The organism is Rickettsiales bacterium (assembly GCA_041396965.1).
Taxonomy (GTDB): Bacteria; Pseudomonadota; Alphaproteobacteria; order Rickettsiales; family SXRF01; genus SXRF01.
In genome coordinates this window covers 1,488,920-1,513,296 of sequence record JAWKXN010000001.1, presented here as the reverse complement: position 1 = coordinate 1,513,296, position 24,377 = coordinate 1,488,920, and the positions used below count along the sequence as shown (strand labels likewise).

36 protein-coding genes and 1 tRNA gene are annotated in these 24,377 nt (G+C 38.8%); 16 read left to right on the top strand and 21 right to left on the bottom strand.

Annotation, left to right across the window (positions count from 1 at the left end; all coding sequences use genetic code 11):
• Nucleotides 1-39: 39 nt before the first annotated feature.
• A complete protein-coding gene (locus R3D71_07950) occupies nt 40-915 on the top strand; it encodes a prephenate dehydratase (protein ID MEZ5691581.1) in 876 nt (291 codons plus the stop codon).
• A 43-nt stretch (nt 916-958) separates the two neighbouring features.
• Here the strand turns inward: R3D71_07950 and R3D71_07945 are convergent, their stop codons facing one another.
• The 3 genes from R3D71_07945 to purE form a co-directional block, all read right to left on the bottom strand.
• Entirely contained in the window at nt 959-1,825 is an 867-nt protein-coding gene (locus R3D71_07945) for a hypothetical protein (GenBank protein ID MEZ5691580.1), read from the bottom strand.
• Between the two features lie 69 nt (nt 1,826-1,894).
• On the bottom strand, nt 1,895-3,001 hold the full coding sequence (locus tag R3D71_07940) for a 5-(carboxyamino)imidazole ribonucleotide synthase (GenBank protein ID MEZ5691579.1): 1,107 nt from the start codon (nt 2,999-3,001) through the stop codon (nt 1,895-1,897).
• Nucleotides 2,991-3,482, bottom strand: coding sequence for a 5-(carboxyamino)imidazole ribonucleotide mutase (gene purE / locus R3D71_07935; GenBank protein MEZ5691578.1), 492 nt, complete (start codon nt 3,480-3,482; stop codon nt 2,991-2,993). The genes R3D71_07940 and purE overlap by 11 nt, the downstream gene beginning before the upstream one ends.
• Before the next feature lie 186 nt (nt 3,483-3,668).
• Here purE and R3D71_07930 point away from each other — a divergent pair, with 186 nt between their 5' ends.
• The 6 genes from R3D71_07930 to R3D71_07905 all read left to right on the top strand — a co-directional run bounded on the left by R3D71_07930 (nt 3,669) and on the right by R3D71_07905 (nt 8,218).
• Nucleotides 3,669-4,685 (top strand): hypothetical protein, encoded by a 1,017-nt coding sequence (locus R3D71_07930; protein ID MEZ5691577.1) that lies wholly within the window; start codon nt 3,669-3,671, stop codon nt 4,683-4,685.
• A 218-nt stretch (nt 4,686-4,903) separates the two neighbouring features.
• Entirely contained in the window at nt 4,904-5,086 is a 183-nt protein-coding gene (rpmF, locus tag R3D71_07925; GenBank protein ID MEZ5691576.1) for a 50S ribosomal protein L32, read from the top strand.
• A gap of 7 nt (nt 5,087-5,093) precedes the next feature.
• Complete coding sequence (plsX, locus tag R3D71_07920) at nt 5,094-6,146, top strand: phosphate acyltransferase PlsX (GenBank protein MEZ5691575.1); 1,053 nt, start codon at nt 5,094-5,096, stop codon at nt 6,144-6,146.
• 17 nt (nt 6,147-6,163) lie between these two features.
• Entirely contained in the window at nt 6,164-7,135 is a 972-nt protein-coding gene (locus R3D71_07915) for a beta-ketoacyl-ACP synthase III (GenBank protein MEZ5691574.1), read from the top strand.
• 110 nt (nt 7,136-7,245) lie between these two features.
• On the top strand, nt 7,246-7,563 hold the full coding sequence (locus R3D71_07910) for an integration host factor subunit alpha (GenBank protein MEZ5691573.1): 318 nt from the start codon (nt 7,246-7,248) through the stop codon (nt 7,561-7,563).
• A 43-nt stretch (nt 7,564-7,606) separates the two neighbouring features.
• Complete coding sequence (locus R3D71_07905; GenBank protein ID MEZ5691572.1) at nt 7,607-8,218, top strand: MerR family transcriptional regulator; 612 nt, start codon at nt 7,607-7,609, stop codon at nt 8,216-8,218.
• Nucleotides 8,219-8,233: 15 nt separating this feature from the next.
• Here the strand turns inward: R3D71_07905 and yacG are convergent, their stop codons facing one another.
• From yacG to R3D71_07890, 3 genes are read right to left on the bottom strand one after another with little or no spacing between them, the layout of a single operon-like run.
• A complete protein-coding gene (gene yacG, locus R3D71_07900) occupies nt 8,234-8,413 on the bottom strand; it encodes a DNA gyrase inhibitor YacG (protein ID MEZ5691571.1) in 180 nt (59 codons plus the stop codon).
• Nucleotides 8,414-8,417: 4 nt separating this feature from the next.
• The gene (gene rpe, locus R3D71_07895; protein MEZ5691570.1) at nt 8,418-9,074 is read right to left on the bottom strand and encodes a ribulose-phosphate 3-epimerase; all 657 of its coding nucleotides are present in this window, start codon (nt 9,072-9,074) and stop codon (nt 8,418-8,420) included.
• A gap of 52 nt (nt 9,075-9,126) precedes the next feature.
• Nucleotides 9,127-9,255, bottom strand: coding sequence for a hypothetical protein (locus tag R3D71_07890; protein MEZ5691569.1), 129 nt, complete (start codon nt 9,253-9,255; stop codon nt 9,127-9,129).
• A gap of 232 nt (nt 9,256-9,487) precedes the next feature.
• Between R3D71_07890 and tnpA the strand changes: the two genes are divergently transcribed.
• Nucleotides 9,488-9,919 carry an IS200/IS605 family transposase gene (gene tnpA / locus R3D71_07885; GenBank protein MEZ5691568.1) on the top strand — a complete coding sequence of 144 codons (432 nt, stop codon included), beginning with the start codon at nt 9,488-9,490 and terminating at the stop codon, nt 9,917-9,919.
• Here the strand turns inward: tnpA and R3D71_07880 are convergent.
• Together R3D71_07880 and R3D71_07875 are read right to left on the bottom strand one after the other, a co-directional pair.
• Entirely contained in the window at nt 9,852-10,142 is a 291-nt protein-coding gene (locus R3D71_07880) for a hypothetical protein (GenBank protein MEZ5691567.1), read from the bottom strand. The two genes, tnpA and R3D71_07880, sit on opposite strands and share 68 nt — an antisense overlap.
• Nucleotides 10,143-10,498: 356 nt before the next feature.
• Nucleotides 10,499-10,573, bottom strand: a tRNA-Thr gene (locus tag R3D71_07875).
• Between the two features lie 528 nt (nt 10,574-11,101).
• Between R3D71_07875 and R3D71_07870 the strand changes: the two genes are divergently transcribed.
• The 4 genes from R3D71_07870 (at nt 11,102) to R3D71_07855 (ending at nt 13,383) form a co-directional block, all read left to right on the top strand.
• A complete protein-coding gene (locus tag R3D71_07870; protein ID MEZ5691566.1) occupies nt 11,102-11,260 on the top strand; it encodes a hypothetical protein in 159 nt (52 codons plus the stop codon).
• A gap of 2 nt (nt 11,261-11,262) precedes the next feature.
• A complete protein-coding gene (locus tag R3D71_07865; GenBank protein MEZ5691565.1) occupies nt 11,263-11,577 on the top strand; it encodes a hypothetical protein in 315 nt (104 codons plus the stop codon).
• A 697-nt stretch (nt 11,578-12,274) separates the two neighbouring features.
• On the top strand, nt 12,275-12,796 hold the full coding sequence (locus tag R3D71_07860; protein ID MEZ5691564.1) for a hypothetical protein: 522 nt from the start codon (nt 12,275-12,277) through the stop codon (nt 12,794-12,796).
• Between the two features lie 38 nt (nt 12,797-12,834).
• The gene (locus tag R3D71_07855) at nt 12,835-13,383 is read left to right on the top strand and encodes a hypothetical protein (GenBank protein ID MEZ5691563.1); all 549 of its coding nucleotides are present in this window, start codon (nt 12,835-12,837) and stop codon (nt 13,381-13,383) included.
• A 3-nt stretch (nt 13,384-13,386) separates the two neighbouring features.
• On the opposite strand, the gene R3D71_07850 is transcribed toward R3D71_07855, so the two are convergent.
• From R3D71_07850 to R3D71_07835, 4 genes are read right to left on the bottom strand one after another with little or no spacing between them, the layout of a single operon-like run.
• Complete coding sequence (locus tag R3D71_07850; GenBank protein ID MEZ5691562.1) at nt 13,387-13,563, bottom strand: Flp family type IVb pilin; 177 nt, start codon at nt 13,561-13,563, stop codon at nt 13,387-13,389.
• A gap of 54 nt (nt 13,564-13,617) precedes the next feature.
• On the bottom strand, nt 13,618-14,103 hold the full coding sequence (locus R3D71_07845; GenBank protein ID MEZ5691561.1) for a CinA family protein: 486 nt from the start codon (nt 14,101-14,103) through the stop codon (nt 13,618-13,620).
• Nucleotides 14,103-14,630, bottom strand: coding sequence for a phosphatidylglycerophosphatase A (locus R3D71_07840; GenBank protein ID MEZ5691560.1), 528 nt, complete (start codon nt 14,628-14,630; stop codon nt 14,103-14,105). The genes R3D71_07845 and R3D71_07840 overlap by 1 nt, the downstream gene beginning before the upstream one ends.
• Complete coding sequence (locus R3D71_07835; GenBank protein ID MEZ5691559.1) at nt 14,627-15,820, bottom strand: bifunctional 2-C-methyl-D-erythritol 4-phosphate cytidylyltransferase/2-C-methyl-D-erythritol 2,4-cyclodiphosphate synthase; 1,194 nt, start codon at nt 15,818-15,820, stop codon at nt 14,627-14,629. Before R3D71_07835 ends, R3D71_07840 begins: the two co-directional genes overlap by 4 nt.
• Before the next feature lie 124 nt (nt 15,821-15,944).
• On the opposite strand from R3D71_07835, the gene R3D71_07830 reads away from it, so the two are divergent.
• The gene (locus R3D71_07830) at nt 15,945-17,018 is read left to right on the top strand and encodes an agmatine deiminase family protein (GenBank protein ID MEZ5691558.1); all 1,074 of its coding nucleotides are present in this window, start codon (nt 15,945-15,947) and stop codon (nt 17,016-17,018) included.
• 28 nt (nt 17,019-17,046) lie between these two features.
• Here the strand turns inward: R3D71_07830 and R3D71_07825 are convergent, their stop codons facing one another.
• A complete protein-coding gene (locus R3D71_07825) occupies nt 17,047-17,337 on the bottom strand; it encodes a hypothetical protein (GenBank protein MEZ5691557.1) in 291 nt (96 codons plus the stop codon).
• 8 nt (nt 17,338-17,345) lie between these two features.
• Nucleotides 17,346-18,278 carry a hypothetical protein gene (locus tag R3D71_07820; GenBank protein MEZ5691556.1) on the bottom strand — a complete coding sequence of 311 codons (933 nt, stop codon included), beginning with the start codon at nt 18,276-18,278 and terminating at the stop codon, nt 17,346-17,348.
• 236 nt (nt 18,279-18,514) lie between these two features.
• Here R3D71_07820 and R3D71_07815 point away from each other — a divergent pair, with 236 nt between their 5' ends.
• Nucleotides 18,515-19,423: a YihY/virulence factor BrkB family protein gene (locus R3D71_07815; protein MEZ5691555.1), complete on the top strand. Its 909-nt coding sequence runs from the start codon at nt 18,515-18,517 to the stop codon at nt 19,421-19,423.
• 177 nt (nt 19,424-19,600) lie between these two features.
• Here the strand turns inward: R3D71_07815 and R3D71_07810 are convergent, their stop codons facing one another.
• The 7 genes from R3D71_07810 to R3D71_07780 all read right to left on the bottom strand — a co-directional run bounded on the left by R3D71_07810 (nt 19,601) and on the right by R3D71_07780 (nt 22,595).
• Nucleotides 19,601-20,104 (bottom strand): prepilin peptidase, encoded by a 504-nt coding sequence (locus R3D71_07810; protein ID MEZ5691554.1) that lies wholly within the window; start codon nt 20,102-20,104, stop codon nt 19,601-19,603.
• 187 nt (nt 20,105-20,291) lie between these two features.
• A complete protein-coding gene (locus R3D71_07805) occupies nt 20,292-20,591 on the bottom strand; it encodes a hypothetical protein (GenBank protein MEZ5691553.1) in 300 nt (99 codons plus the stop codon).
• Entirely contained in the window at nt 20,591-21,343 is a 753-nt protein-coding gene (fliP, locus tag R3D71_07800; GenBank protein MEZ5691552.1) for a flagellar type III secretion system pore protein FliP, read from the bottom strand. Before fliP ends, R3D71_07805 begins: the two co-directional genes overlap by 1 nt.
• Complete coding sequence (locus tag R3D71_07795; protein MEZ5691551.1) at nt 21,327-21,659, bottom strand: hypothetical protein; 333 nt, start codon at nt 21,657-21,659, stop codon at nt 21,327-21,329. Before R3D71_07795 ends, fliP begins: the two co-directional genes overlap by 17 nt.
• 45 nt (nt 21,660-21,704) lie before the next feature.
• Nucleotides 21,705-22,052 (bottom strand): hypothetical protein, encoded by a 348-nt coding sequence (locus R3D71_07790; protein ID MEZ5691550.1) that lies wholly within the window; start codon nt 22,050-22,052, stop codon nt 21,705-21,707.
• Nucleotides 22,049-22,354: an EscU/YscU/HrcU family type III secretion system export apparatus switch protein gene (locus R3D71_07785; protein MEZ5691549.1), complete on the bottom strand. Its 306-nt coding sequence runs from the start codon at nt 22,352-22,354 to the stop codon at nt 22,049-22,051. Before R3D71_07785 ends, R3D71_07790 begins: the two co-directional genes overlap by 4 nt.
• Entirely contained in the window at nt 22,347-22,595 is a 249-nt protein-coding gene (locus R3D71_07780; GenBank protein ID MEZ5691548.1) for a carbon storage regulator, read from the bottom strand. The genes R3D71_07785 and R3D71_07780 overlap by 8 nt, the downstream gene beginning before the upstream one ends.
• 70 nt (nt 22,596-22,665) lie before the next feature.
• Here R3D71_07780 and tsaB point away from each other — a divergent pair, with 70 nt between their 5' ends.
• Nucleotides 22,666-23,295 (top strand): tRNA (adenosine(37)-N6)-threonylcarbamoyltransferase complex dimerization subunit type 1 TsaB, encoded by a 630-nt coding sequence (gene tsaB, locus R3D71_07775; GenBank protein MEZ5691547.1) that lies wholly within the window; start codon nt 22,666-22,668, stop codon nt 23,293-23,295.
• Nucleotides 23,296-23,297: 2 nt separating this feature from the next.
• A complete protein-coding gene (zapE, locus tag R3D71_07770; GenBank protein MEZ5691546.1) occupies nt 23,298-24,374 on the top strand; it encodes a cell division protein ZapE in 1,077 nt (358 codons plus the stop codon).
• Nucleotides 24,375-24,377: the final 3 nt, after the last annotated feature.

Sequence of the window (24,377 nt, the reverse complement as noted above, 5' to 3'; positions counted from 1 at the left end):
AAATTTATCTTACAATAATTGATAGGAAATATAAAGCTTATGTCCAGTACAACTATGGTGAGTAACTTAGATCCAGAAAATACTATAGCGTTCATGGGAGTGGAGGGGGCGAACGCTGACCTCGCTTGTCGTCAGGCGTGCCCATATATGCAGACTCTTCCTTGTCCATCATTTGAGGATGTGTTTGAGGCGGTAGCGGCTGGGAAAGCGACTATGGGGATGATTCCTATAGAGAACTCACAGGCGGGAAGAGTAGCGGAAATCCATAACCTGCTTCCTAAGACCAATATGCACATAGTAGGAGAGTATTTTCAGCGTATTGAGCATGTGTTGGTTGCGCCTAAAGGAGCTAAGATAGAGGATATAAAAGATGTTTACTCGCATCCGCAGGCTCTTATGCAATGTCGGGAAAATTTGCGACAAATGAAGGTGGGTACGCATACCTATTCAAATACGGCGCAGGCGGCGGAGGATGTCGCTAAGTGGAATGATAAAAGCAAAGCAGCCATTGCCTCACCACTTGCCGCTGAGCTTTACGGGCTAGAGAAATTGCGTGAGCATTTGCAGGATAGTGAGGATAATGTAACCGTATTTATTATGATTGCTCGTGAACCGATGGATTTAAGCCCTAGCGATGGAAAGATACTTACTACGTTGCTGTTTACCGTGCGTAATATGCCGGCTGCTTTATACAAATCACTTGGTGGGTTTGCCACACAAGGAGTAAATATTATAAAGCTGGAAAGCTATATACCTGGCGGAATGAAGAGAGAGGCGGCGCAGTTCTTCCTTACCTTTGAGGGACATCCACATGAAAAACATGTGCAGGGTGCTTTGGAAGAGTTGGGGTTTTATTGTAAAAAAGTTACTGTGCTTGGCGTGTATAAGGCGGCTAAGGAGCGGTTTGAGGATTAGACAGAGTAGTCTGTTCTTGTGATATTTGTGTAGTTACTTGTTGTTATGTATTTCTTCCGACATCTGTGACTTTCTTCTGTAAGAGAGCCGCTGTTTCTGGTTTTGCCGTCTGGAATGATTTTTCGTAATCTCCTACTATTTCTTGGATTGAGACTTTAAGAGCCATTCTGGGAACTTCTTTTACAATTTCGGATATTTCATCCATACTGTTAATAGGAGTATTATCAGGATTTGTTTTTGTATCTCTTGCCCATGAGGAAAGGTTTTTCCTGAATTTATTATTAGCTAAAATAGATTCCGTCAGATTTTTACCTTCTTCCTTTGTTATTCCATAACTTTCCGGTTCAGTAGTGATATTATTAATAAATTCAGCCATCATTTCTATATTGTTGTTTTTCAGATCATTAAGATTTTTAGAGAAAGCCGGATTTTTTAATGTTTTTATAGCTGCATTAGTGTTTTTATTTTTCAATAGATGAGCGGCTAGTATAAAATATGATAAATCATCTTTTATTTTTGGGTTGTATTCGCTTGCCAGTTTGAATAATTTGCTGTTGAAAACCAGATCTAAGTGATTATGGAGAGCGGTTTTCTGTAATACATTTGTTATTATTTTAGAATATTCATCTCTGGATGTTATGTTAGATATTCCCTCTATTTTTTCTGTTTTGTAGCGTGATGGGATTTTAATAGCCAAATTTTCAAAATCAAGAAATCGTCTTACTATATCCTTAGGTTTTATATCTGGTAGGGTTATATTAGTATTTTGTATATTTATCGCGTTATCTTCAATAGTCGCGATTGAGAAAGGAAGATTCTTTACCATAGGGCTAATTGGATCAGGAATTTCACCGCCACGTAATCGCAAATCATACAGTAGAGTTCTTACTGGTATTTTTTTATTATTCATACTATTGGATTTTTATTAAGTTGTTTTATTAAATATAGTTAACTTATTTCATTTTCCTAGAATTGACAACTATATTTTAAGAAAAGTCACATGCCCCATTTTACGTCCTGATTTCACATCTTTTTTGCCATATAGATGCAGTTTTGCGTTTACCTGTTTGGTATATTCATGCCAGTTATTTATATCATCACCGATAAGATTTAACATTGTCGCGTCGCACAATCTGGAAGGGTTGCTGAGTGGTAGACCGCATATCGCGCGGATGGTCTGCTCAAACTGGCTAGTAACGCAAGCGTCAATAGTCCAATGACCTGAATTGTGTGGGCGGGGCGCTAGCTCATTGATTATTATATCATCATTTTTACTTACGAACATTTCTATGGCGAGCAAGCCGGTAAGTTTTAATTCTTTTGCTATTTTGTGGGCTATGCTTTCAGCTTTTTCTATAAGTTCTGGAGAGATTGGAGCAGGAGCGATTGTCTCTGATAATATATGGTTTTTATGGATATTTTGTACTGGGCAATATGATTTTATATCATCATTGCCATCGCTGGCTACAATTACTGATATTTCCATTTTGAAGTTAACAAAGCCTTCTAATATTAGGTCGCATACCCCATCCTTACTATTCGTGGCGCAAAAATCCATGCCGCTCTTAATATCGTCAAAGTTTTTAAGCATAATCTGACCTTTGCCATCATAACCCATGCGGCAGGTTTTAAGCACGGCGGGAAGACCTATTTTGTCTATGGATTTTTGTAATTCATTAGCGGAGGTAACGGCGGTAAATGGTGCGGTTTTTATACCCATTTCATTGATGGTTTGTTTTTCCAATAAGCGATGCTGGGATATTGCTAGTATTTGTGGTGATGGAAATACATTTATCCCATGAGATATTTTTTCTATAGGCGCGAATGGTATATTCTCAAACTCGTAGGTTATCACGTCAACTTTGCTGGCGAATTCAGAGAGTAGCTCTGCATCTTCATAACTGCCTATAGTAGTAAATGACGCGACTTCACTTGCCGGAGAGTTTTCTTCTGGGCAGTAAATATGGGTTTTGTAGCCCATTTCGGCGGCGGCGATGGCGAGCATTCTACCGAGTTGACCACCTCCTAATATTCCGATGACTGAAGATGGAGGAAGAGGGGAGTTTTCCGTGTTATTAGACATCATTTGGCGCGAGCGGCACGGAGTTAGCTTGTTCCTCACGCCATTTTCTAAGGTTTCCAGCTATTCTCTCGTCAGTAACTCCAAGTATAGAGGCGGCGAGTATCGCGGAGTTTATAGCTCCCGCTTTGCCAATAGCAAGTGTGCCAACCGGAACACCGGCGGGCATTTGCACTATGGAAAGGAGGCTGTCCATGCCTTTAAGAGCGGCGCTTTGTACGGGAACTCCAAGCACGGGAAGAGAGGTCATAGCGGCGGTCATACCAGGAAGATGGGCGGCTCCACCGGCTCCGGCGATAATAACTTTTATACCGGATTTTCTGGCGTTCTTGGCGAATTCGTATAGACGGTCTGGTGTGCGGTGAGCGGAGATTATTTTTGAGTCATGAGCTATGCCAAGCGCGCCAAGCATATGCGCTGAATGTTGCATGGTCTCCCAATCGGAGATGCTACCCATTATAATCATTACTTCTGGTTTTGCTGTCATGAATATCCTTAAAAATTAATATAATAATATAGTAATTATATATGTTTACTGGCAATAGTAAAATCAAGGTGCGGAGTTTATATAACTGTTCTAAAAAGTCAAATTTTAACAGTAATGAGAGGAAATGTTTGATTATTTTTTATGGTGGTGTAGTATTAATTTTTATAAATAATTTAATAGGGTTTTATGTCACTGCAAAAATCATTAGATGAAACTATGGATGGAGTTTCTATAGGGTTTTCTGTTTCGGATAAAGTGCATACTATTCCTGTAAGGGAGTTAGGGCAAAGAAAAATCATTTTAGAGAATTTATTAAATTGGCGTAATGCTAGAACAGTAGAGCCGCTAAAGCATAAAGATAAAAAATATGCTCATGTAGGATTTGCCGGTTTGTTTAATTTACAAGCCGCAGTGGCTGGAAGGCATGACATTATTGTACTAGTGGATTGTAATAAAAAGCAGATTGATTTTTGGAAAGATGCTATAAAGTTATTCAAAGACAATGATAATGAAAAAAAATTTTTAGAAGAAATAGACAGTAAAATTAGTCCTTTTTCGGATAATAATTACACTTCAGGTTTGGGAAAGATTGAGCTAAGGCATCAGCATGTTGATGAAAATGGTGTTCTCATAAGGGATTCTATGAAGAACAGTCTTATTAATTGGCTAAAAAATAGCGAATTGTTAGAAAGAGATAATTATAAATACCTACATAAGCTAGCTAAGGATGGAAATATAGTTACCGCAGAACTTGATATACATAACGAGGATAGGATAAAAGCTTTACGCAGTTGGCTTGATAAACAAAATGTAGAGGTTCGTAGTGTTTATGCTTCAAATATTCTAGATTTGGAGAAAGACAATCCTCCAAAATATTATCTTCCGGATGTGAAGATTAAGTATGGTGACGATAGTTCACGCATTTCTATTTATTATACTGATAAATCAGGTAATAAATTGGGTGGTAGCCATCCATTTCGTAATGGTATCAAGGCTCTGAGAGAAAATGGTATGTCAAAATATAGGGGTGGATTTTACAAAGAGGGGGATGGAACTAGTAATATTGACTTGTTGTGTAATAGTGAGGAAAGCGAGATATTCCGATGTAGTACGGATGATCTAATGCCACTTATTACTATCAAAGGGAAGTACACGGCTAGTTTAGCTGATAATAAATCAAATAATAGAGGTTTGAGAGTTTAACATGCTAATAAATAATGATATTATTTGATTTTTATTAGTATTTTAGCTATAAGAGCAAAAAAACGCTTTCATATAGCTATAAGTTTGTTATAAAGCAGCCTTCTTGTATTGATTATATATATTAATTTCTGGGTATTTTCCTATCTATCTGAGTATGGTTTGCTGATGGGTACGGGTTTGGTTTTCTAGGAATTACAAGGTTTTGAAGGGGTAAGAAAATGGCAGTACCAAAGCAGAAAACGAGTAAAGGTAAACGCAATCAGCGTCGTTCTCATGACTCGCTTAGTAAGCTTACCGTAGTTGAGGATAAGACTACCGGTGAGCTTAAGCGTCCACATCATGTGTCCGCTGATGGTTATTATAATGGTCGTCAGGTTACAACAGACAAAGTAAATCGTTAGGTAGCCGATGGCACCTGGCAAAATCCAGACCCCGATCGCACTTGACGCTATGGGCGGTGATAACGCTCCCGAGTGTGTTGTAGGTGGAGCTGAGATGGCTCTGGTGCGTCATCCCGGAATCAGATTTTTGATATTTGGTGATGAGGAGCGTATTTCTCCTCTTATAAAAAAACGCTCTGTACTTAAAGATGCTTGTGAGATAGTTCATACACCTGATTTTATATCTAGTGAGGATAAGCCTTCTATTGCTGTGCGGCGTGGTCGTACCTCCAGTATGTGGCTTGCTATTCAGTCAGTGAAAGAAAAAAGGGCTTGCGCGGTGGTATCCGCTGGTAATACCGGTGCTCTTATGGCTATTTCCAAGCTTGTGCTTAGGACTCTTCCTGATATTTCCCGTCCAGCGATTGCCGCTTTATTCCCGACATTGCGTGGTGAGAGTGTAATGCTTGATCTTGGGGCTAATGTTGAGTCTGGAGCGCAAGATCTTTACAGATTCGCTATAATGGGTGATGCTTTCGCAAGAGCGGTGCTTGGGCTTCCGCGTCCGCGTATTGGCTTGCTTAATGTTGGCTCTGAGGATCTTAAGGGTAAGACAGAAGTAAAAGATGCCTGTACATTACTCAAAAACTCTCCACTCAATCTTAATTTTTATGGATTTGTTGAGGGTAATGATATAGCAACAGGTACGGTTGATGTTGTGGTAACTGATGGATTTACTGGTAATGTGGCGCTTAAAACCGCTGAGGGAGCGGCTAGGCTCATAAGAACATATCTGCGTGACGCTCTCAGTAGTTCTCCGGTCGCTAAAGCCGGAGCATTGCTTGCCTCTGGAGCGCTTAAGGGCGTTAAAGAGAAGCTTGACGATAGGAAACGTAATGGCGCTATGTTTTTAGGGCTTGCTGGTATCGCGGTTAAAAGTCATGGTGGGGCGGACTCTTATAGTTTTTGTAACGCCGTGAGTGTGGCTGTGGAGTTGGTGGCGCACCGTATAAATGACCGTATTGTTGATGAGATAAGCGCTATTCCAGCAATGGATTTGTCTAGTGTAAAGCAGGGTTAAACTGTTAGGAGTTAAGAATGATTCGTGCCGTAGTAAGGGGGGTTGGAGCTTATCTGCCTTCTAAGATAGTGACTAATAATGATTTTCCTGAAAGTCTTGGCACTAACGATGAGTGGATTATTGAGCGTACTGGTATTAAGCAAAGGCATATAGCGGCGGATGGTGAGAATACATCAGATCTTGCGGTAAAGGCAGGAGATGAGGCACTAAAGAAAGCTGGGGTATCTCCTGATGAGATAGATTTAGTAATACTTGCTACAACTACTCCTGATGATACCATGCCGTCTACCGCTACGAAAATTCAGCACAGGCTTGGAATAAATCAAGGAGCGGCTTTTGATATGAACGCGGCGTGTAGTGGTTTTGTTTACGCGATGAGTACGGCCAATAGCTTTATAGTGTCAGGACAGGCAAAACGGATATTGCTCATTGGAGCGGAGACTTATTCACGGATTCTCAATTGGGAAGATAGAAGTACCTGTATATTATTTGGTGACGGTGCGGCGGCGTTAGTCTTAGAGGGGCAGGAATCATCCGGCGCTAATAGTGATAGAGGTATTTTATTTTCCTGTATTCATTCGGATGGACAATATACCGAACTACTGAACACCACTGGTGGGGTTTCGGCTACTAAAACGGCAGGGGTTCTTACTATGGCTGGTAGAGAGATATTTCGTCATGCAGTAAGCAAAATGCCGGAATCTATTGAGGAGGGGATTAATAAATTGTCACTTTCTAGTGATGATATTGATTGGTTGGTGCCTCATCAGGCGAATATGCGGATTTTAAGTGGTGTAGCAAGTAAGCTTAAGATAAATAAAGATAAAATTGTAGCAACGGCTCCTTTGCACGCTAATACCTCAGCCGCTTCTATCCCGCTTGCTCTTTATCAGGCGGAGGGTGATGGGCGGATAAAATCCGGAAATCTGGTGGCTTGCCCCGCTTTGGGAGCTGGTCTTACTTGGGGATGCGTGATACTGCGCTGGTAAAATAAGAAAATTGACATTGATTTTTTACTATATCCTTGATTTTATTCTCAAAATAGGGTAGATTGTAGAATCTTAACTTTTGTAGAGAATGATTTTTATAGGGAAAATATATGCCAAGAACTTTGACCCGTGCTGATTTAAGCAATTATGTTTATAAGCGTATTGGACTTTCACTTCAGGAATGTAACAATCTGGTTGATGGTGTTATAGAGGAACTATCGCAAACTCTTGAGCAGGGCGATACCGTGAAGTTATCTTCCTTTGGAACATTCAAGTTGCGTAAAAAGAATCAGCGTATGGGACGTAATCCAAAAACTGGTATTGAGGTTCCGATAACCTCGCGTACTGTGCTTACGTTTAACGCTTCAAATTTGTTGAAAGCTAAGGTTAATAGTAGTCTAGTAGGAAAAAATGTTGATCTTGCTTAGATCATTTTGTTGTTGAATTATATAGTTGAGGAGCTTTGGGATCGTGCAGCTTGATTTTCTTGGTGATAAGCTTGAAGATACAAGGAAAGACTCTAAAAAGCCCTCTATATCAAGCCCAGATAAATTATTAAAAAAAGGACAGTCATCCGTTTCTGGTGATTTGTTTGGTGATTTTGAAGTTGAATCCTTTAAGCCAAATAATGATGGTAGCGTGAGTTCTGGTGATAAATCAGAGGAGGCCTTTAAGACAATAAGCGAGGTTGCTGAAATTCTTAGTGTGCAGCAACATGTTTTGCGTTTTTGGGAGAGTCGTTTCGCGCAGATTAAGCCACTAAAAATGGCTGGTGGTAGGCGTTATTACCGACCTGAGGATATTGATATTCTAGGTAAGGTGAAAGATTTATTATACGCTCAAGGATATACCATAAAGGGAGCTAAGAGGGCTCTTTCCTCGCTTAAGCATAGAAAGAACGATAAGTCAGAGCAGGTTGATGAGTCTGAGCATGATTCTGATGTTATTGAGTATAGAGAAATTTCAGTATTAGATAGAGAACTGACTGAAAAACAGAAGAAGCAAGCGACATCTATTCTGAAAGAGTTGGTAGCTCTTCGTAAGGAGTTATATCCTTATGTTTGTGATATGGTATCTGTATAGAATAAGGAACTTTTTTTATTCTGTGCTATAATCGTCATCCATATTATCTTCCTCTAATATTGGAGTTGTGTAGTTTCCGTTAAACCAATTAGCGAGGTCAACGTCTCGGCAGCGTACTGAACAGAATGGCGCTGTGGACGTCTGTGACTGTTTACCACAGTTTGGGCATTTTTTGTCGCTTTTATTATTCCTCATAATTTCATTGTCTGAGGGTGGCTATATTATCAGCGTAATTATCAGCATTGCCAGTAAATACAGCAGATCCAGCGACCAACACGTTAGCTCCAGCTTCTATAGCTTGTTTCGCTGTTTGTGAATTGATGCCACCATCAACTTCAAGGTCAATTTCACGCCCAGTCCATTCAATCATTTTATGTATCTGACGAATCTTTTCCAGTTGAGAAGGAATAAAAGATTGACCACCGAAACCCGGATTAACACTCATTACTAGTATTAAGTCTACGTCATCCATCACATATTCAAGGGCGGAAGGTGGAGTGGTTGGAACTAAAGATACACCACACTTTTTACCGAATGATTTTATCAGTTGTAATGTGCGGTTAAGGTGTGTTGTTGCCTCAGCGTGTACAGTTATAATATCCGCTCCCGCTAAAGCGTAAGATTCTATGAACTGATCAACTGGCTCTATCATAAGGTGAACATCGAAAGGCAGCTTGCTATACCCTCTTACGGATTTAATTACTGGTGGACCGAAGGTAAGGTTGGGGACAAAATGTCCATCCATTACGTCAATATGTACATAGTCCGCACCTGCGGTATCAATGGCGGAAACCTCAGCGCCAAGCCGTGCGAAGTCAGCAGAAAGTATAGAAGGAGCTATTTTAGTTTTTTTCATGGTACATCTATAGACGAGCAAGCTTTATTAAACAACTGAGAATTTAGCCAATTTAACGAGAAGTAGTTTGTCCTTCAGGATTTTTTTCTGCTTCTTTAGTGTTTATTTTGTCCATAAGGTCTTTATTGTTCGCGACGGTAAGTAATACGCCAAGCCCGATACCAGTTGCGGTAAACCCCATTATAGCTGAGTCAACTATCTGATTGTTGTGAAGACCACCCAGTTTTTTGCGAAAGCTGGTAAAACCTAAATTTTTTAATTTATCATTATAGGTTTTGGTGTTTTTTTTATGTAGATCAGATAGTTTGTCGGCCGTTTTAGACGGTTCTTGATTAATTTTATCCGCGTTCTAAGACCGCCTGCGTGAGCTGGCGGATGTAGCGCAGCTACAATCTTCCTGCTACAAATAATATATGAGTTACAGGAAACAAAATAACTGCATCTATCTATGTCACTATCACCTTGTTTTTGCGACTAAATACCGTCGTAAGATTATCAACGAAGGTGTTAGCGAATTTTTGAGGAATAGACTCTATGAAATAACGGAACATTATCCAGAAATAGATATTATGGAATATAATGATGATAAAGATCATATACATATTCTTGTGTCTATTCCTCCAAAGATGAGCGTAGGAGATGTTGTACGAATAATTAAGACGAATACAGCACGCAAAATCAAGGTAAAGTTTCCGTTTCTCAAAAAGGTGTATTGGGGTACAGATAGTATATGGTCGGGCAGTTATTTTGTTTCTACGGTGGGGATAAATGAAAAGATTATACAGCGTTATATAGAAAAACAAGGGCAGGAAGATTGTGGCCAAGCGAAGCTTGAACTAGAGTGAAACCGCCTGCGTAAGCTGGCGGAGATTCACTTCTAAAATCTTCTTTATTTCTATCTAATTCTTCGCCGAGTCCGGTTTTGTTTTTCTTTAAGGTATCGTAAAGTTTGTCGTTTACTGAGGAAATAAAAGTAAAAATACCGGCGGCAACTGATACCGGATAAGATAATATATCGGCAGCTTTATTTATAAGACCAGGTTTTTCTTCTGTTTTATTTTCTTCCATCCAGCGAGTGTAGCATCCCTATATTCACATAACAATCTGAAATAAATGAAGGTTTTATGACAAGAAGTATTTTAGGAGATTGGTTCTAACATGTTATTTTTTAACAATAATAGCGATAAAAAATCTGTCCATACCACCTTCTTCTTGTAGGTGGTATGGTAATGTGCGTATTTTGTTCGTTCTTGTTAATCCACTATTTGCTTACCGTTTACCATATCAGATTTTATCCGCAATAAATCGTGCTAAGGTTGACATTCTAGGAGCATCTGAGTTACAGCAAGGAAGATGGCTTTTTGAACGCCAAAAAATCTTTTTGTTTCAGTGTGATGGATAATTTTTTGTCCATAAAAACAAAATGGTGCTGCTGAGAAGAATTGAACTTCCGACCCCGTCATTACCAATGACGTGCTCTACCACTGAGCTACAGCAGCGTAAACGGGTATTATCCGTGTTTCAAATCCCTATATAAATTTATTATGAATAAAAATATTATGTAGTTTTATTCAATTTTACGCTTGCTCTGTATAAAATTTATCCAAAACAAGGAAATATTAAGGATTCTGTAGGGTCACAAAAAATGCCATAATATTTTTCTAAGTGCAAGGATTTATATAGATATTCTATAAGAAAATATAAAATACAATTTTTCTATCTTATATAAAATAGAAAGATAATGAAATTATGGTAAATTGCCTTTATTTTTACCTATAAAAATAAAGGCGTCTCGCTCGCTTCCGTCTTCGCCCTAAAGAGCTACGACGAGACAAGTCGCGACGGAAAACTGACTCTTTCAGAGCAGGTTTTGATAGTAACTTGGGTAATTCTTACCACAAGTTACTATAGTAGTGGGAAATAGTTGATTCCTGTCGCGATAGTAAGAGTAATTGATTTTTAATGTATAATTAAAAATTTGAAACTCTATATTTGCAATCACTCTATATTTTAGGCAGAATAACCTTATGAAAAGCGATAATTTAGAAAAAAATAGCAATAACTCAGGTAAGTTAAAATCTGGTGATGCTAATGATAAATTAAAAAAAGATCGTCTTGCTATAGCTTTGCGTGACAATTTGCGACGTAGAAAAACAGTCAGTATCCAAAACTCAAAAGAGGATTGATTATGTTTTTTTTTCATCGCATGACAAAAAAAGAAAAAGAAAGGTTTTTGCGTAGGCAAAATCAGATAAATCAGAATCTTTTCAGTTTTGTGCGTAACCGTCTGGCTGATACCAGAAAAGCCAAAGAAAAGAAAGAAGGGTTAGAGCTAGCTAAAACAAAAGAGAAAATACGCAAAAAAAAGAAGGATGGTAAGAAAGAGGCGTGGAGCGAGAAAGTAGGAACTATCCGTAATCGTCTTAATGACAAGAGAAGGGTAAGCAAAGATCGCTGGAATCGTTTCGCTGGAACTGAGGACGCTGGCGCGCGTGGTAGATGAGTATGGATTTTTAGTGGATGCTCGTAGTTTAAGATTTTTAAGATAAAAACAGAGAATTGATGAGTTGAAGAGTCTATTAGTAGAATGAGAACGTATAATTTAAGTAATTGGTACAGGTTTCGTTCTAGCCTAGAGCAAAAGCGGGTAAATATTGATTTTCTACTGTGGATGGTTAAAGAAATAGATAAGTAAGTGAAATGTATAGGAATTACCCGCCAATCATTAATTATAGTAGTTTAACTTTATTTTTCCCCATAAAAATAAACTTATTTCGCTCCCGTTACGGGACTACTGTTCCTCGCATGGAGCACAGCTGAAGGCTCGCACGACCTGCTGGAAACTGTTTATATATCATCCCCGTGAAAATCTACTGATTTTCACATGGGACATTGCTCAGGGCTGGCACGACCTGCTGGTCGTGCTTTTCGCTTAGCTCAGCGGTGTAAAATCAATGCGTAAGAGCATTGATTTTGATAGTCATTTGCGGTTTAAATTACCTTTAATGACTATAAATTGTGGTTATCCGACAGGTTAGCTCATTAGTCTTAGGCGGTGCCGCATTTGTATTATTAATAATACAAATGGGTGTAACTTATTGCTGTGTAATAAAAACTTAACAAAACACTGCTTTGGTTTGGTGCCCGCGACTGCTATATTGGTGGCACGTGCTGAATTAAACTGGTGATGAGTGTTAGTTATGGATAGTGATAAGAAAAATGAAGAACGTAAGGGGGTTGGTGCGTCGGTCGCTGTTGCTGGTCAGGGCATGGTTGATGGTATGATTGGGACAATTGTCGGTGCTGGTGCTGGTGCCGCCGCTGGCGCGTTGCTCCGCGATAAGCTCCACGATGAGGAAGCACATATAGTGGCTAAAAGATCATTTGACGAATCGCTTAAGACCGAGTGGCATTCTCTTAATCGTAATCAAAAGATTGCGGGCGCTGCTATAGCTTTGGGTACTATTATAGGAACAATAACAACTCTTACCGGTGCTTATCGTGGCGGGAAAAAGGAGAAAGAGGCTGATAAACAGTTCAATGATTTACAGACTGAAAATACAGTATTAAAAGCCAAATTGGAAACCATGGGTGATAACATGAACAGGGTTCAGTCTGTGGCAGGCACGTCATCCATGGTTGGTCATCCATCAACTAGTGTAGATGGGATCAATAAAGCTCTTTCTGAAGGTATGGCTAAGGGGCAGGTCGCGCTAGCGTAATAGTCTTGGACAGAAATAATTTTGTAGGGAGTGAAATAATGAGTGATGATGAAAATAAATTAGAAGGTTTGCGTACTACCGGCTCGGTGGCAAGGGACGCTGGTGTTGCTGGTGCTATTGGCGGGATTGTTTTGGGTACGACTCTTCATGATAAAGTAGCGCATGAGGCTGTGGAATATTTGAAACAGACTGATGAGAAGGGTGTAGATAAATTTTTCAAAGAGGCTACAAATGCAGATATAGCTAAATTTCGTTGGAATTCTATGGGACGTGCCGGAAAGGCTGGTATTGCCGCTATTGTAATCGGCGCTGTCACCGCTGCCGTCGGTGCGGTTGTTGGACTGTTTGGTGGTAGGAAAGCACGGCAGACACAGGATAGATTTGATGAGCTTAGCGCTGAGAATCAGCAATTAAAAGGCAAAATGGGTGAGATTGAAAATGGTATGAAGCAGATGGCTTCTATGGCATCAGACATGTCAGCAAAAACATTATCTAAGGCTAGTGATAAAGCACCTTCTGGTAGTGTAGCTGACGTGGCTCACGCTTCTGCGAATATTGGTAAGGAGCATGCGGTGGCTCTTGCCTAGTTCCTAACGGGTTATGCTGGATGCTATGGCGCTGGCGATAGTGCTGAATGTGTTAAACACATCCTTGCCGACCTGAGTGGCGGCGAATATAATGGCTATGGATATAAGCACAATTATAAGAGCGTACTCTAAGGCTGTAGCTCCGTTTTTATCTTTTAAGAAATTAATTAGTATTTTCATATAGCGATTCTTGGTAACATATTGATTTTTAATGCATATGTGTGTATTACTATACTAGATTACGCTCATTATTTCAATAGATTTTATAACAGTCTTTAATCTTATTTCATGACGGCTACCGGTAAAAATGTTTTTTATACAATTGGTTCCATCTTTTTTGGCTGTTGCTATGTAGACTAGACCTACAGGTTTTTCCTTGCTGCCACCGCTTGGACCAGCGATTCCTGTAACTGATACGGCTATATCAGCTCTGGTTCTATTAATCGCGCCAAGAGCCATAGCTATCGCTGTTTGCTCACTCACCGCTCCGTATTTTTCTATAATTTCACCATCTACTCCCAGTAGATTTATTTTTGACTCATTGGAGTAGGTAACAAACCCACACTCAAATACATCAGAAGAGCCGGATATTTCGGTTATAAGAGAGGAAATCATTCCCCCAGTGCAGGACTCGGCGGTTGCGAGTTTCAGTTTTCTATTACGGTAATTTTCAAGTAAGTTGGTAACATTTGTGATTAGTTTATTGTCTGGCAGTCGCATTAGTTAAATTCTCGTAATGTACTTTCAAGGGCGTAATAAGCATACATCCAGCCGAATATTACTGGATATATAGCGGCGAGTATATCATCAAACATAACACCAAACCCGCCCTTTATTTTTTTATCAGCCCATGATACCGGCCATGGCTTTACTATATCAAAAATTCTAAATAAGAAAAAACATATTATATAGGCTATAATTAACATATTTATATCGCTATCATGTGAGGATATAAACGCTGACAATGGGAATAGGGAAAGTAGAAGCCACATTCCAGCTACCTCATCTATTACTATTTCTTTTGGGTCATGTTTTTCTGGGTAATGTTTCATATATTCATTTGCTGCCCACCAGCCAACGAAAAATATGGCAACAGCAGAGATAGCAAGGGCGGTGTTCCCTAAATAATATTGGATAATAAAAGCAAAGGGTAAGGCGGCAAGAGAGCCAAATGTGCCACTTGCTATTGGCGCGAGCCCGCTTCCGAACCATGTCGCTAAATACCACCATAGAGGTTTTTTATTCATGCTGGCACCCTTACTGTCGCTACTGCTTGTGCAGCTATACCCTCTCCACTACCGGTGAATCCAAGTTTTTCTGTGGTTGTAGCTTTTATATTAAGCCTGCATGATTGTATCTTTAGTGTTTGCGCTATATGTTCAATCATCTCCGCGCGATATTCAGATATTTTAGGTTTTTCACAGATAATAGTTATGTCTATATTCACTAGCTCTCCACCCCTATTTTTGAGCAACTGATAGGCATGGAGAAGGAAACGCTCAGAGTCAGCGCCCTGCCATTTCATATCACTAGGTGGGAAATGTATTCCTATATCACCTTTACCAAGAGCGCCTATTATAGCGTCTACTATAGCGTGCAGACCAACATCAGCGTCAGAGTGGCCGACAAGATATTTATCAAAAGGAATACGAACACCGCATAATTTTATTGTTTGCTGTGATACCAGAGTATCAGGATCATGACTTGCGAGTCTGTGGACATCGTAGCCGATTCCGACTCTGGTTTCCAAATGTGATGATAGTAATTGTTCCATGCGCTTTATGTCCTTTGGATAGGTTATTTTATAGTTTTCCGTATCTCCATTTATAGTGAAAACATCTATACCACTTTTCTCACAAATAGCTGAATCATCAGTAAGTTGTTTGCCAATATTATTTCTATGTGCCTCTAGTATGGTATCATAATTAAACGCTTGTGGGGTTTGGACACGTACGGTTTGGCTTCTGTCTATAGTTCTTACGACCATTCTATTATTTGTTTGTTTTATGGTATCGGTAAGGGCGAGGGTGGGGATAACTGCTTTATGGTTTTTAAGTTCGTCTATAACATTTGATATAAGTGATTCACTGACAAAAGGTCTTGCTATATCATGTATTAAGACATTTTCCGGATGATGATGAGCGATTGCCTCTAGCCCTCTTAATACAGATTCTTGTCTATCGTTTCCGCCAATTACGCATGGTATTAATGTCAAGTTTTCTGTAGCTTTACGATATAGATGGTGGTGTTCACGTCTGATAACAACCTTCACTCCATCAATCTGTGGATGACCTAAAAAAGCCTTTATGGTGCGTTCCAATATAGTGGTGTTGCCCAATTTTATATAGGGTTTTGGAAGGTTTGAATCCATTCTTTCGCTATTTCCAGCGGCGACAAGTAGGGCTATAGTTTTTAATTCTTTTTTTTGTCTGCTCATTTTTATTGTTTTTTTATCGGTTTATTTATATTGCTACTGCTATGTTAAATTAATAACTATTGGTTAAGTTATGGTATATTTTTCTATGATAGAAGTAGATATTTTGGGTTTTTGTTAAAAGATTATGAATAATTCTGTAAATTATGATTATTTAATGCCAGCGGAGTGGGAAAAACACAATGCTACATTGCTCGCGTGGCCGCATAATCGTGCTGATTGGCCTGATAAATTTTCGCCAATAATATGGGTTTATGGTGAGATTATCCGTTATCTGACAAGAAATGAAAGAGTAGTACTATTGTTGCGTAGCGAGAAAGACAAACAGCAAGCAGTGGACGTTTGTGAGCGTTGCGGTATTGACGCTAGTATGATTGATTTTTATATAATCCCAACTAATAGGGTTTGGGTGAGGGATAGTGGTACGATAATGGTAAGGAGTTGGGATAAGTCTGGTAAGTCAGTTGATAAAAATTTAGTAGGGCTTGATTTCCGTTTTAATGCTTGGGCTAAATATCCAAACTATCGTTTAGATGATAAAATACCATCATTACTCTCATCCGAGATGGGATTTCAGACGGTAAGACCAGAGCATAAGGGAAGAAGGGTGGTTCTGGAAGGTGGTTCTATTGATGTAAATGGTTGTGGTAGTATGCTGACCACAGAGGAGTGTTTGCTTTCTAAAATTCAGGAGAGAAACCCAAGTTTTGGTAGAAAAGATTATGAGGAAGTGTTTGCCAAATATCTAGGAGTTTCTAATATAATATGGCTGAAAAAAGGTATTGTTGGTGATGATACACATGGTCATGTTGATGATATAAGTCGTTTTGTAAATGCTGATACTGTAGTGACAGTAGTTGAGAAGAATAAAAACGATGATAATTATCAGCTTCTTAAAGATAATTTGAAGATATTACAAAAGTCCAGAGATCAGGATGGAAAGCAGATTAACGTAATAGAAATCCCTATGCCTGCGCCGGTTGTGTTTGAGGGGCAGCGGCTTCCCGCTTCTTACGCTAATTTTTTAATCGCGAATGATTTGGTGCTTGTTCCGACTTTTAATGATCCGGCGGATAGGATTGCTTTGTCTATAATCTCAGAGATTTTTCCTAAAAGAGAAATAGTAGGAATTCACGCTGTGGATTTAGTGTGGGGGCTTGGAACTATACATTGCATGAGTCAGCAGATACCAGCTAGATAGTGCTGTAACGCATTTTTAATTTCGTAGATTAATCATAAAATATTTCGTCCGCATACATACCATATTTTTCTTGGAGGTGTTGTTTTAGATCGTCTGTTGGTTCACCCCAGCCACGATGCAGTATCTCTCCAAAATCCTCTAATTGAAAGGTGGCGTTGTCTTTTACGGCTTTTAGGAAAGCTTTACGCTTTGTAGGTGAAACTTTGATAATAAAAAACCTGTCCTCACCATCAATTGTTGCCCGAAAATCATAGACTAGAGCTGTTTCTTTAGTTAATCGCTCTGAAAAATTGCTAGAGTTACTGTTGCTATCTGTCATTGCTAAGTCTAAGCCACTTGTTTGTTTTTCTCTGCTTGTTCTGCGGCTTCGCTAAGGGCGGCTATCTTATAACCTCTATTGGAATCATTATGGATTATCGCAACGTTTCCTTTTTCTAACTCTATAATCGTTCTATCTAAATTTTCAAATGGTACTCTACTAAGGGCTGACGCGAGTTTGTTAGCATCATATCCATCACGGTTACTTATTATATTTAGCTCATCTTTGTGCCTTTCAATACTATATATCTTTTTTTCTAAATTTTCACCGGAGCGGGACAACATTGTTGTGATATTCTCAGCGCTAAAAGGTTCATTATCAGCTAGAGCTATTAGTTTATCCTTACTTCGTAATAATTCATCTATTTCCTTACTGGTATTTTGCATCGCTTTATCAAGTATAGTTGACACATTGCCCGCTGTGTAAGGAGTCGTTTTAGTGAAGTCTATAAGTTCGTCCTGCTTCGTAAGGAGGTATTCCACGTTTTTCGCAAAGGTTTGCTCTTCTTTTGCTGATGCTCCGTTGCTTAGTATTGCGGCGACATTTTTAGAGGTGAATATACCCTTGTTAATGAATTGCTCTAATTTCCCTAAATTATCGTTTAATATATCAACTCCATGCTCAAGATTGTCTCTTGAACCTCCTAGCATAGTAGATATGCTTTCCGGCTCAAATACAGCAGAGATTAATATTAAATCATCTTTTTTATCTAGCAAACTATTTAGACGTTTTTCTATTTGTGATAAGCTAGTATCGGGACAGCTGCTTAACATATGAGAGATATTTTTAGGAACAAAACCAGTTTCTTTCATGAAATTGGTTATTTCTTTCCTTTTTAATTCAAGTAGGTCAGTTACTCCTTCAATTTCACCATTATGCCCAGCTATTGATGATATATTCTTATCGGCAAACCATTCTTGATTGTTATTTTTTTTGGTCATGGTAATTCTTATTACTCATTTAGTTTATAAGAGTTTATTAGGTTATATTTTTAATTATAGTAAATAATAGTTAATCTATACTCATATTTTTATAAGGTCAAATTGTAAAAACTATATAAAAATTCGGCTTAAATATAATATTGTTTGTAATTCCATTTTTTTTATTATTTATATATCCTTTGTTCGGTTGGAAATATTTGTGTATTTTGAATAAAATCAAATAGTTATCAAAAAATATGAAAAATATATGTAAAAAAGCTTGGCAGTGTGTGTACCGTGCTACCTATGATATGGTGATGAAGCATGATGGGATAGAGCATGCTGGCTATTTGGCATTTCTTGGGCTGCTCGCCTTATTTCCATTTTTGGTGTTTCTGGTATCAGTTATTGGTTTTATGGGACAGGGAGCAAGCGGTGCTGAGTTCATAAGCTCTTTATTGCGGGCATTGCCGGAGGATATAACGGCGGCGATTAAGCCGAGAATAACTGAGATTATATCGGGTCCGCCGCAAGGGTTGCTAACAGTCTCCATATTAGGAGCTATATGGACAGCTTCATCGGCGGTTGAGGGGGTGCGTACAGTGCTGAATCGCGCGTATCGTGTTACCACACCGCCGGCTTATCCGTTGCGCCGTCTTCTTTCTATAGCGCAGTTAGTGCTTTTTACCTCTATACTCATTATCGGGATGTTGGTTGTGGTGTCACTTCCTCTTATAACCCAAAATATTGAGGAATGGACTGGTATAAGTTTTTTGCGGCAGGCTAGTCAGGAATTGGGCAAAGCCGTGTTTTATATTACTATATTTTTTCTGTTTTTAGCGGTTTCGTTTATTTATTATTTGCTTCCGAATATTAAACAGAAGCTCATGTCTGTTTTTCCAGGCGCGTTTATTGTAGTTTTATTATGGATTGGGGCGGCTTGGCTGTTTACTGGTTATTTGTCACATTTTGATCAGGTTAATTTGATTTATGGAAGTCTTGGTGGGATTATAGCCGCTTTGGTGTTTTTCTATATAAGCAACATAATATTTATTTTTGGAGCGGAGCTTAATCATCATATAGCCGAGATGATGGGTATAGGGGTTGTTGAAAAGGAAGCTACTCCTTCCAGTAATGTTGATTCTATTTCAGACTTAGAAAATTAGTTTCTTCTGCCTTTGTTACCCCGCATTTATTGCGGGGTCTGGTTGGGTTATATTCGCAATCTAGGAGAAAGATATAGTTTTTCCTCCGGATGCCGCAACAAGTGCGGCATGACATAATTAGGCATAATTATGTTGGGTAACAATGATTCTTTTTAACAGAGGTCAGTAGTGTTGATTTTATTTTAGACTTAGAAAATTAGGGCTTAAAATAGCTACCTCGCCAGCGAACATCATTAGTAGGAACGCTCCGGCTATGGCAAGACCATAAGGGACCGGCTCTCTTTTACGGAATATTTTTGGTAATTTTTTGTTTTTTAATAATTTTGGTAATATAGCTCTTATTAGTAGTAGGATAATGGAAAGCAAGCCACCAAGCACAGCGAAGTTAAAGCCAAACTCGGCAAGTCTGTTCCAGCCAACCCACAGAGCTAAAACTATGATAAGTTTAATGTCGCCACCACCCATCATGCGAATAGCGAATATGGCAAAGCCAATGACAAATACTATCAACATACCTAGTAAGTCCATTTGCCAGTCTATGGTTGCCTCACTAATATAAAATGCCGCCGGATACAGAATAAGTAGGCTGCCAACAAGCCAGTTTGGTATGATAAAGCGGCTGCTATCGTAATACATAACAGCGAACATACTAAATAGTAGATAGTATATTATTATGGTCATTATGTTTTATTTTCCATCTAATCGGTTAAGACCATAATTTCTAAGCTGTAAAACATTAAACATCGTCATTCTCGCGCAGGCGGGAATCTCCTCCGGCATCTTGTGTAAGACGTTAGATAAGATCCCTGCCTTCGCAGGGATGACATATATAGAGGATAATTTATTGTCCGAGTTCAACATATCAAATCTAGTCAGTAGTGGTTGAGTTACTGTCATCGGAAATATCTTGATATTCTACATCAACTATTTTTCCCTCAGCTTCACCGATTTTCTTGCCGGATGTTCCATTATTGCTTCTCTGAGTGAAGTTTTCGTTAATATCTCCCTGATATTTCCAACGTATATAGTAGTTTCTGAGTATTATATAGGCGGTAAGTAACAGGCTGCTGATAAAAATGAATATAAGTATAGCCGCTCCAAACCAGATGGCTATAGCAAGGAACGCCGCTAGAGTTATGATACCAATTATTGATTGTAATATTTGCATTACACAGTTCCAAAACTTTTAATTAGACTTCCGCTCACCATATACCATCCGTCAACAAGTACAAAGAAGATAAGCTTAAAAGGCAAGGAAATCATTACTGGTGGTAGCATCATCATACCCATTGCCATTAAGATGGAAGCAACCAGCATATCAATTATCACGAACGGTATAAATATAAGAAAGCCAATCTCAAAAGCTCTTTTTAATTCACTTATCATGAAAGCGGGAATAAGAACTCTGTACGGTGTGTCTTTTGGTTCGGCGATCTCAAGATTTGGCGACATATTTACAAACAGTTTAAGATCCTTTTCCCGTACGTGGTGTAGCATAAAATTATGGAATGGCTCCGCTATATTTTCCAGAGCTTTTTGCTGGCTGATTTTTTCCTCTATTAACGGTTTAATGCCGTCATTATATGATTTCTCAAAGGCTGGAGCCATGATAAACATGGTAAGAAACAAGGCAAGAGAGATAAGAACTTGATTTGGTGGTGTTTGTTGGAGACCAAGCGCGCTACGCAGGAATGATAACACTATTATTATTCGCATGAAAGAGGTGGTCATTACCAGTATTGACGGGGCAAGCGTTATGACCGTAAGCAGGGCGACTAGTTGAATTATTCTAGCGGTTGCTGTTCCACTGGTGCTTGCGCCGAGATCAACCGTCATGGACTGGGCAAAAGAACTGCTCGCTGGCATCAATAAAAGAGCCACGCATAATGTGATAAGTAATATATTAAGATATTTTTTCATCTTCTATGACTGGTTCTGATTTTTTATCCATTTTTATATTGGACTCAATAACTGTAACTTTACTATCAGATATCATTAGCAAATGTCCAACATCATCACGTCTTATGAGAAGTAATTTTGTTTTCGGATCTATGTAAGAAATTTCCTCAACAGATATTATATTATTTTTGTCGCTCGATTTTGTAGAACTTCCTAAAAAAACTTTGCCCATAAAAGGACTTTTTATGTAAAATTTAAGCATCACGGCAAATAGACCAAGCAGACCTAAAACTAGGGATGAGGCGAATATAAAACGTGCCGGTTCAACAGTGTCCATATATTTACGTTTGTAATGTTATAATTTTATAATTGTAACAAATATCTAGTTTTCATCGTTATTTATTGGTGCTAGCTTCGTATCAACATTCTTGTAAGCGATATTAGCTTGTTTATGACTGGAGAGATAACGTATCTCATTTGCCATTGCTTCTCTCTGGATGGTCATGTCTTTACTTAACTCTTTTAGATCATTGAGCAATTCATCTAGTAATTCTCCATATTCTTGCCGGTCGGATTCGGATAGCTCCAGTACTTGTTCACATAAACTATGAACCTTTTTATCCATTCCAGCGAGTTTTACGGTAGATCCTTCGGCAAGAAGGTTGCGATTATCGCTTATGAAGTTTTTTATCTCATCAAATAAATTATTTTTTAGGGTATTTGCGCTCATAAACTTCCTTTCGCTTTACCGTTAACTTTATATATATACGCTAGAATCTCCGCTACCGCAGCGTATGCTTCCAGAGGTATGGGGGTATTTATATCCAGCTTCTCAAGTAATATAGCAAGGTCACTATCCCTTCTTATTTCTATATTATTCGCTTGCGCCAACTCAATAATTTGCTGCGCCACGTAACCTTTTCCTTTAGCGGATACTATTGGCGCTTCGTCTTTATTTCTTTCATATTTTAGCGCTACCGCCAGCTTGCTTTTGTCAAAGGTAATATTCTTATCCTGACTTTTATCACTCATTATCTTTATCGTCCATATTTATAGAAAATTCAATGCTTTCAATATCGGTATCATCACCAATTCCCGCCGCTTCTATATTCTGACGCATGATTTTTTCGTGTAATTCTTTTCTAAGAATAGTAGCCTCTTTAGGAAAAAGGAAGCCAAGCTTAACCGTTTTACCGCGTACTTCAACTACGGTAAGCTCTATATTATTATTAATGATGATTGACTCACCAATTCTTCTGGTTAAATAAAGCATGTTGTATAATAATGTAATAAAGAACTGTATTAATGACGTAAAATAACAGAAATTGCAAATGTTATAGATTATGGGAAATAATAATGAGGTAAATAATATTCTGGCGGTTGATAGTTCAACCGGTGCTTGCAGTGTTGCCGTGTATTCTAATGGAGATATATTGTCTTATTTGGAGATTAACACACCATCTTTACAGGCGCGGGAATTGTTGCCGATGATAGAGAGTGCTTTAGGTGAAAGTAAAATAGCTTATAAGGATTTGTCCACAATAGTATGTACGGTAGGACCGGGTAGTTTTACGGGAGTACGCATTGGGCTTTCCGCCGCGAGAGCGATAGGTTTTGCCGCTGGTGTAAAGGTTATAGGATTTTCATCGCTTGAGGTTTTAGCGTATGAAGCTATTACTAAAAATAATGGTAAGCCAGTTATGGCAGTGTTAAACGCTGGTAAAGGTGAGGTGGTTTATCAAAATTTTTCCAGAGATTTTGAGGTAGAGTCACAGGCTGAATTAATAAAATCTGATATTTTGGCTAACTCTATAGATGGTGACAGGCTTGTTGTTGGTTTTGGTAGTGGTAGTGATATAGTTTATCCAAAGTCTAACATATTGGCGAAACTTGCTTATAGCTATCCTGAAAAAGCTGTTCCGCCAGTACCGTTTTATGTGCGACCACCTGATGCTAAATTACCAACAGGTTGATTATGACGAAACAAATTAAACTCATTGATAGTTATCAAAAACTGGTAGAGTGCCAAGAAATAGAGGATAATGAAGCTCAGCGGCAGGTTCTTGTGCTTTTACAGGATATTTTAGATAAGCTGCTTGCTCCCTCTAAAAAGTCATTATTTAGCCTAATAAAATCGGATGATGATATAAAAGGGATTTATATCTATGGTGATGTCGGACGAGGAAAGTCTATGATCATGGATTTATTTTTTAACGTCATACCGGAAAATCATAAATATATTAAAAAACGTCGTATCCATTTCCATGCTTTTATGCAGGAGGTGCATAGCCGTATTCATAAACTACGTAAAAAGCACATGGAAGATCCGGTTGCCAAATTAGCGGAGGAAATCGCACAGGAAACAAATCTTTTATGTTTTGATGAGTTGCAAGCGACTGATGTTACTGACGCTACTCTTTTATACCGGCTTTTTGAGGGAATGTTCGCTGGTGGTGTGTGTGTGGTAAGCACCTCAAACCGTCCTCCGGAGGAGTTATACACTGGCGGGGTGCAGGCAGAGCGTTTTGATAAATTTATAAGCCTTATCAAAGATAGGATGAGAGTAGAGAATCTATCCAGCAATCGTGATTATCGCTATGATGATGTTGATGATAAGTTAGAGTTTTTCCATTATCCGCTTGGTGAGTACGCTGATAGGTTTATCAGTAATATGTTCGCTAAACTCCAGATAAGTGGTGAGGCGAAAAAAGAGACTATAATAGTGCATGGCAGGAAGGTAGTCTTTGATTATTATGATGATAGGGTAGGGGTTTTTACTTTCCATGAATTATGTGGGCAAATGTTGGGAGCGGCTGATTATTTGGCGATAGCTGGGTGGCTTGATACTATATTTATTACCGCGATACCAAAACTTTCAAAAGAACAACGAAATGAGGCGAAGCGTTTTGTAACTCTTATAGACGCTCTTTATGAGCATAAGGTTAGGCTTATATGCACGGCGGAAGTGCCACCGGAAGAGATTTATAATGATGGGGATGGTTCTTTTGAGTTTAAGCGCACGGTATCACGCATTGTAGAGATGGTTGGTTAGATG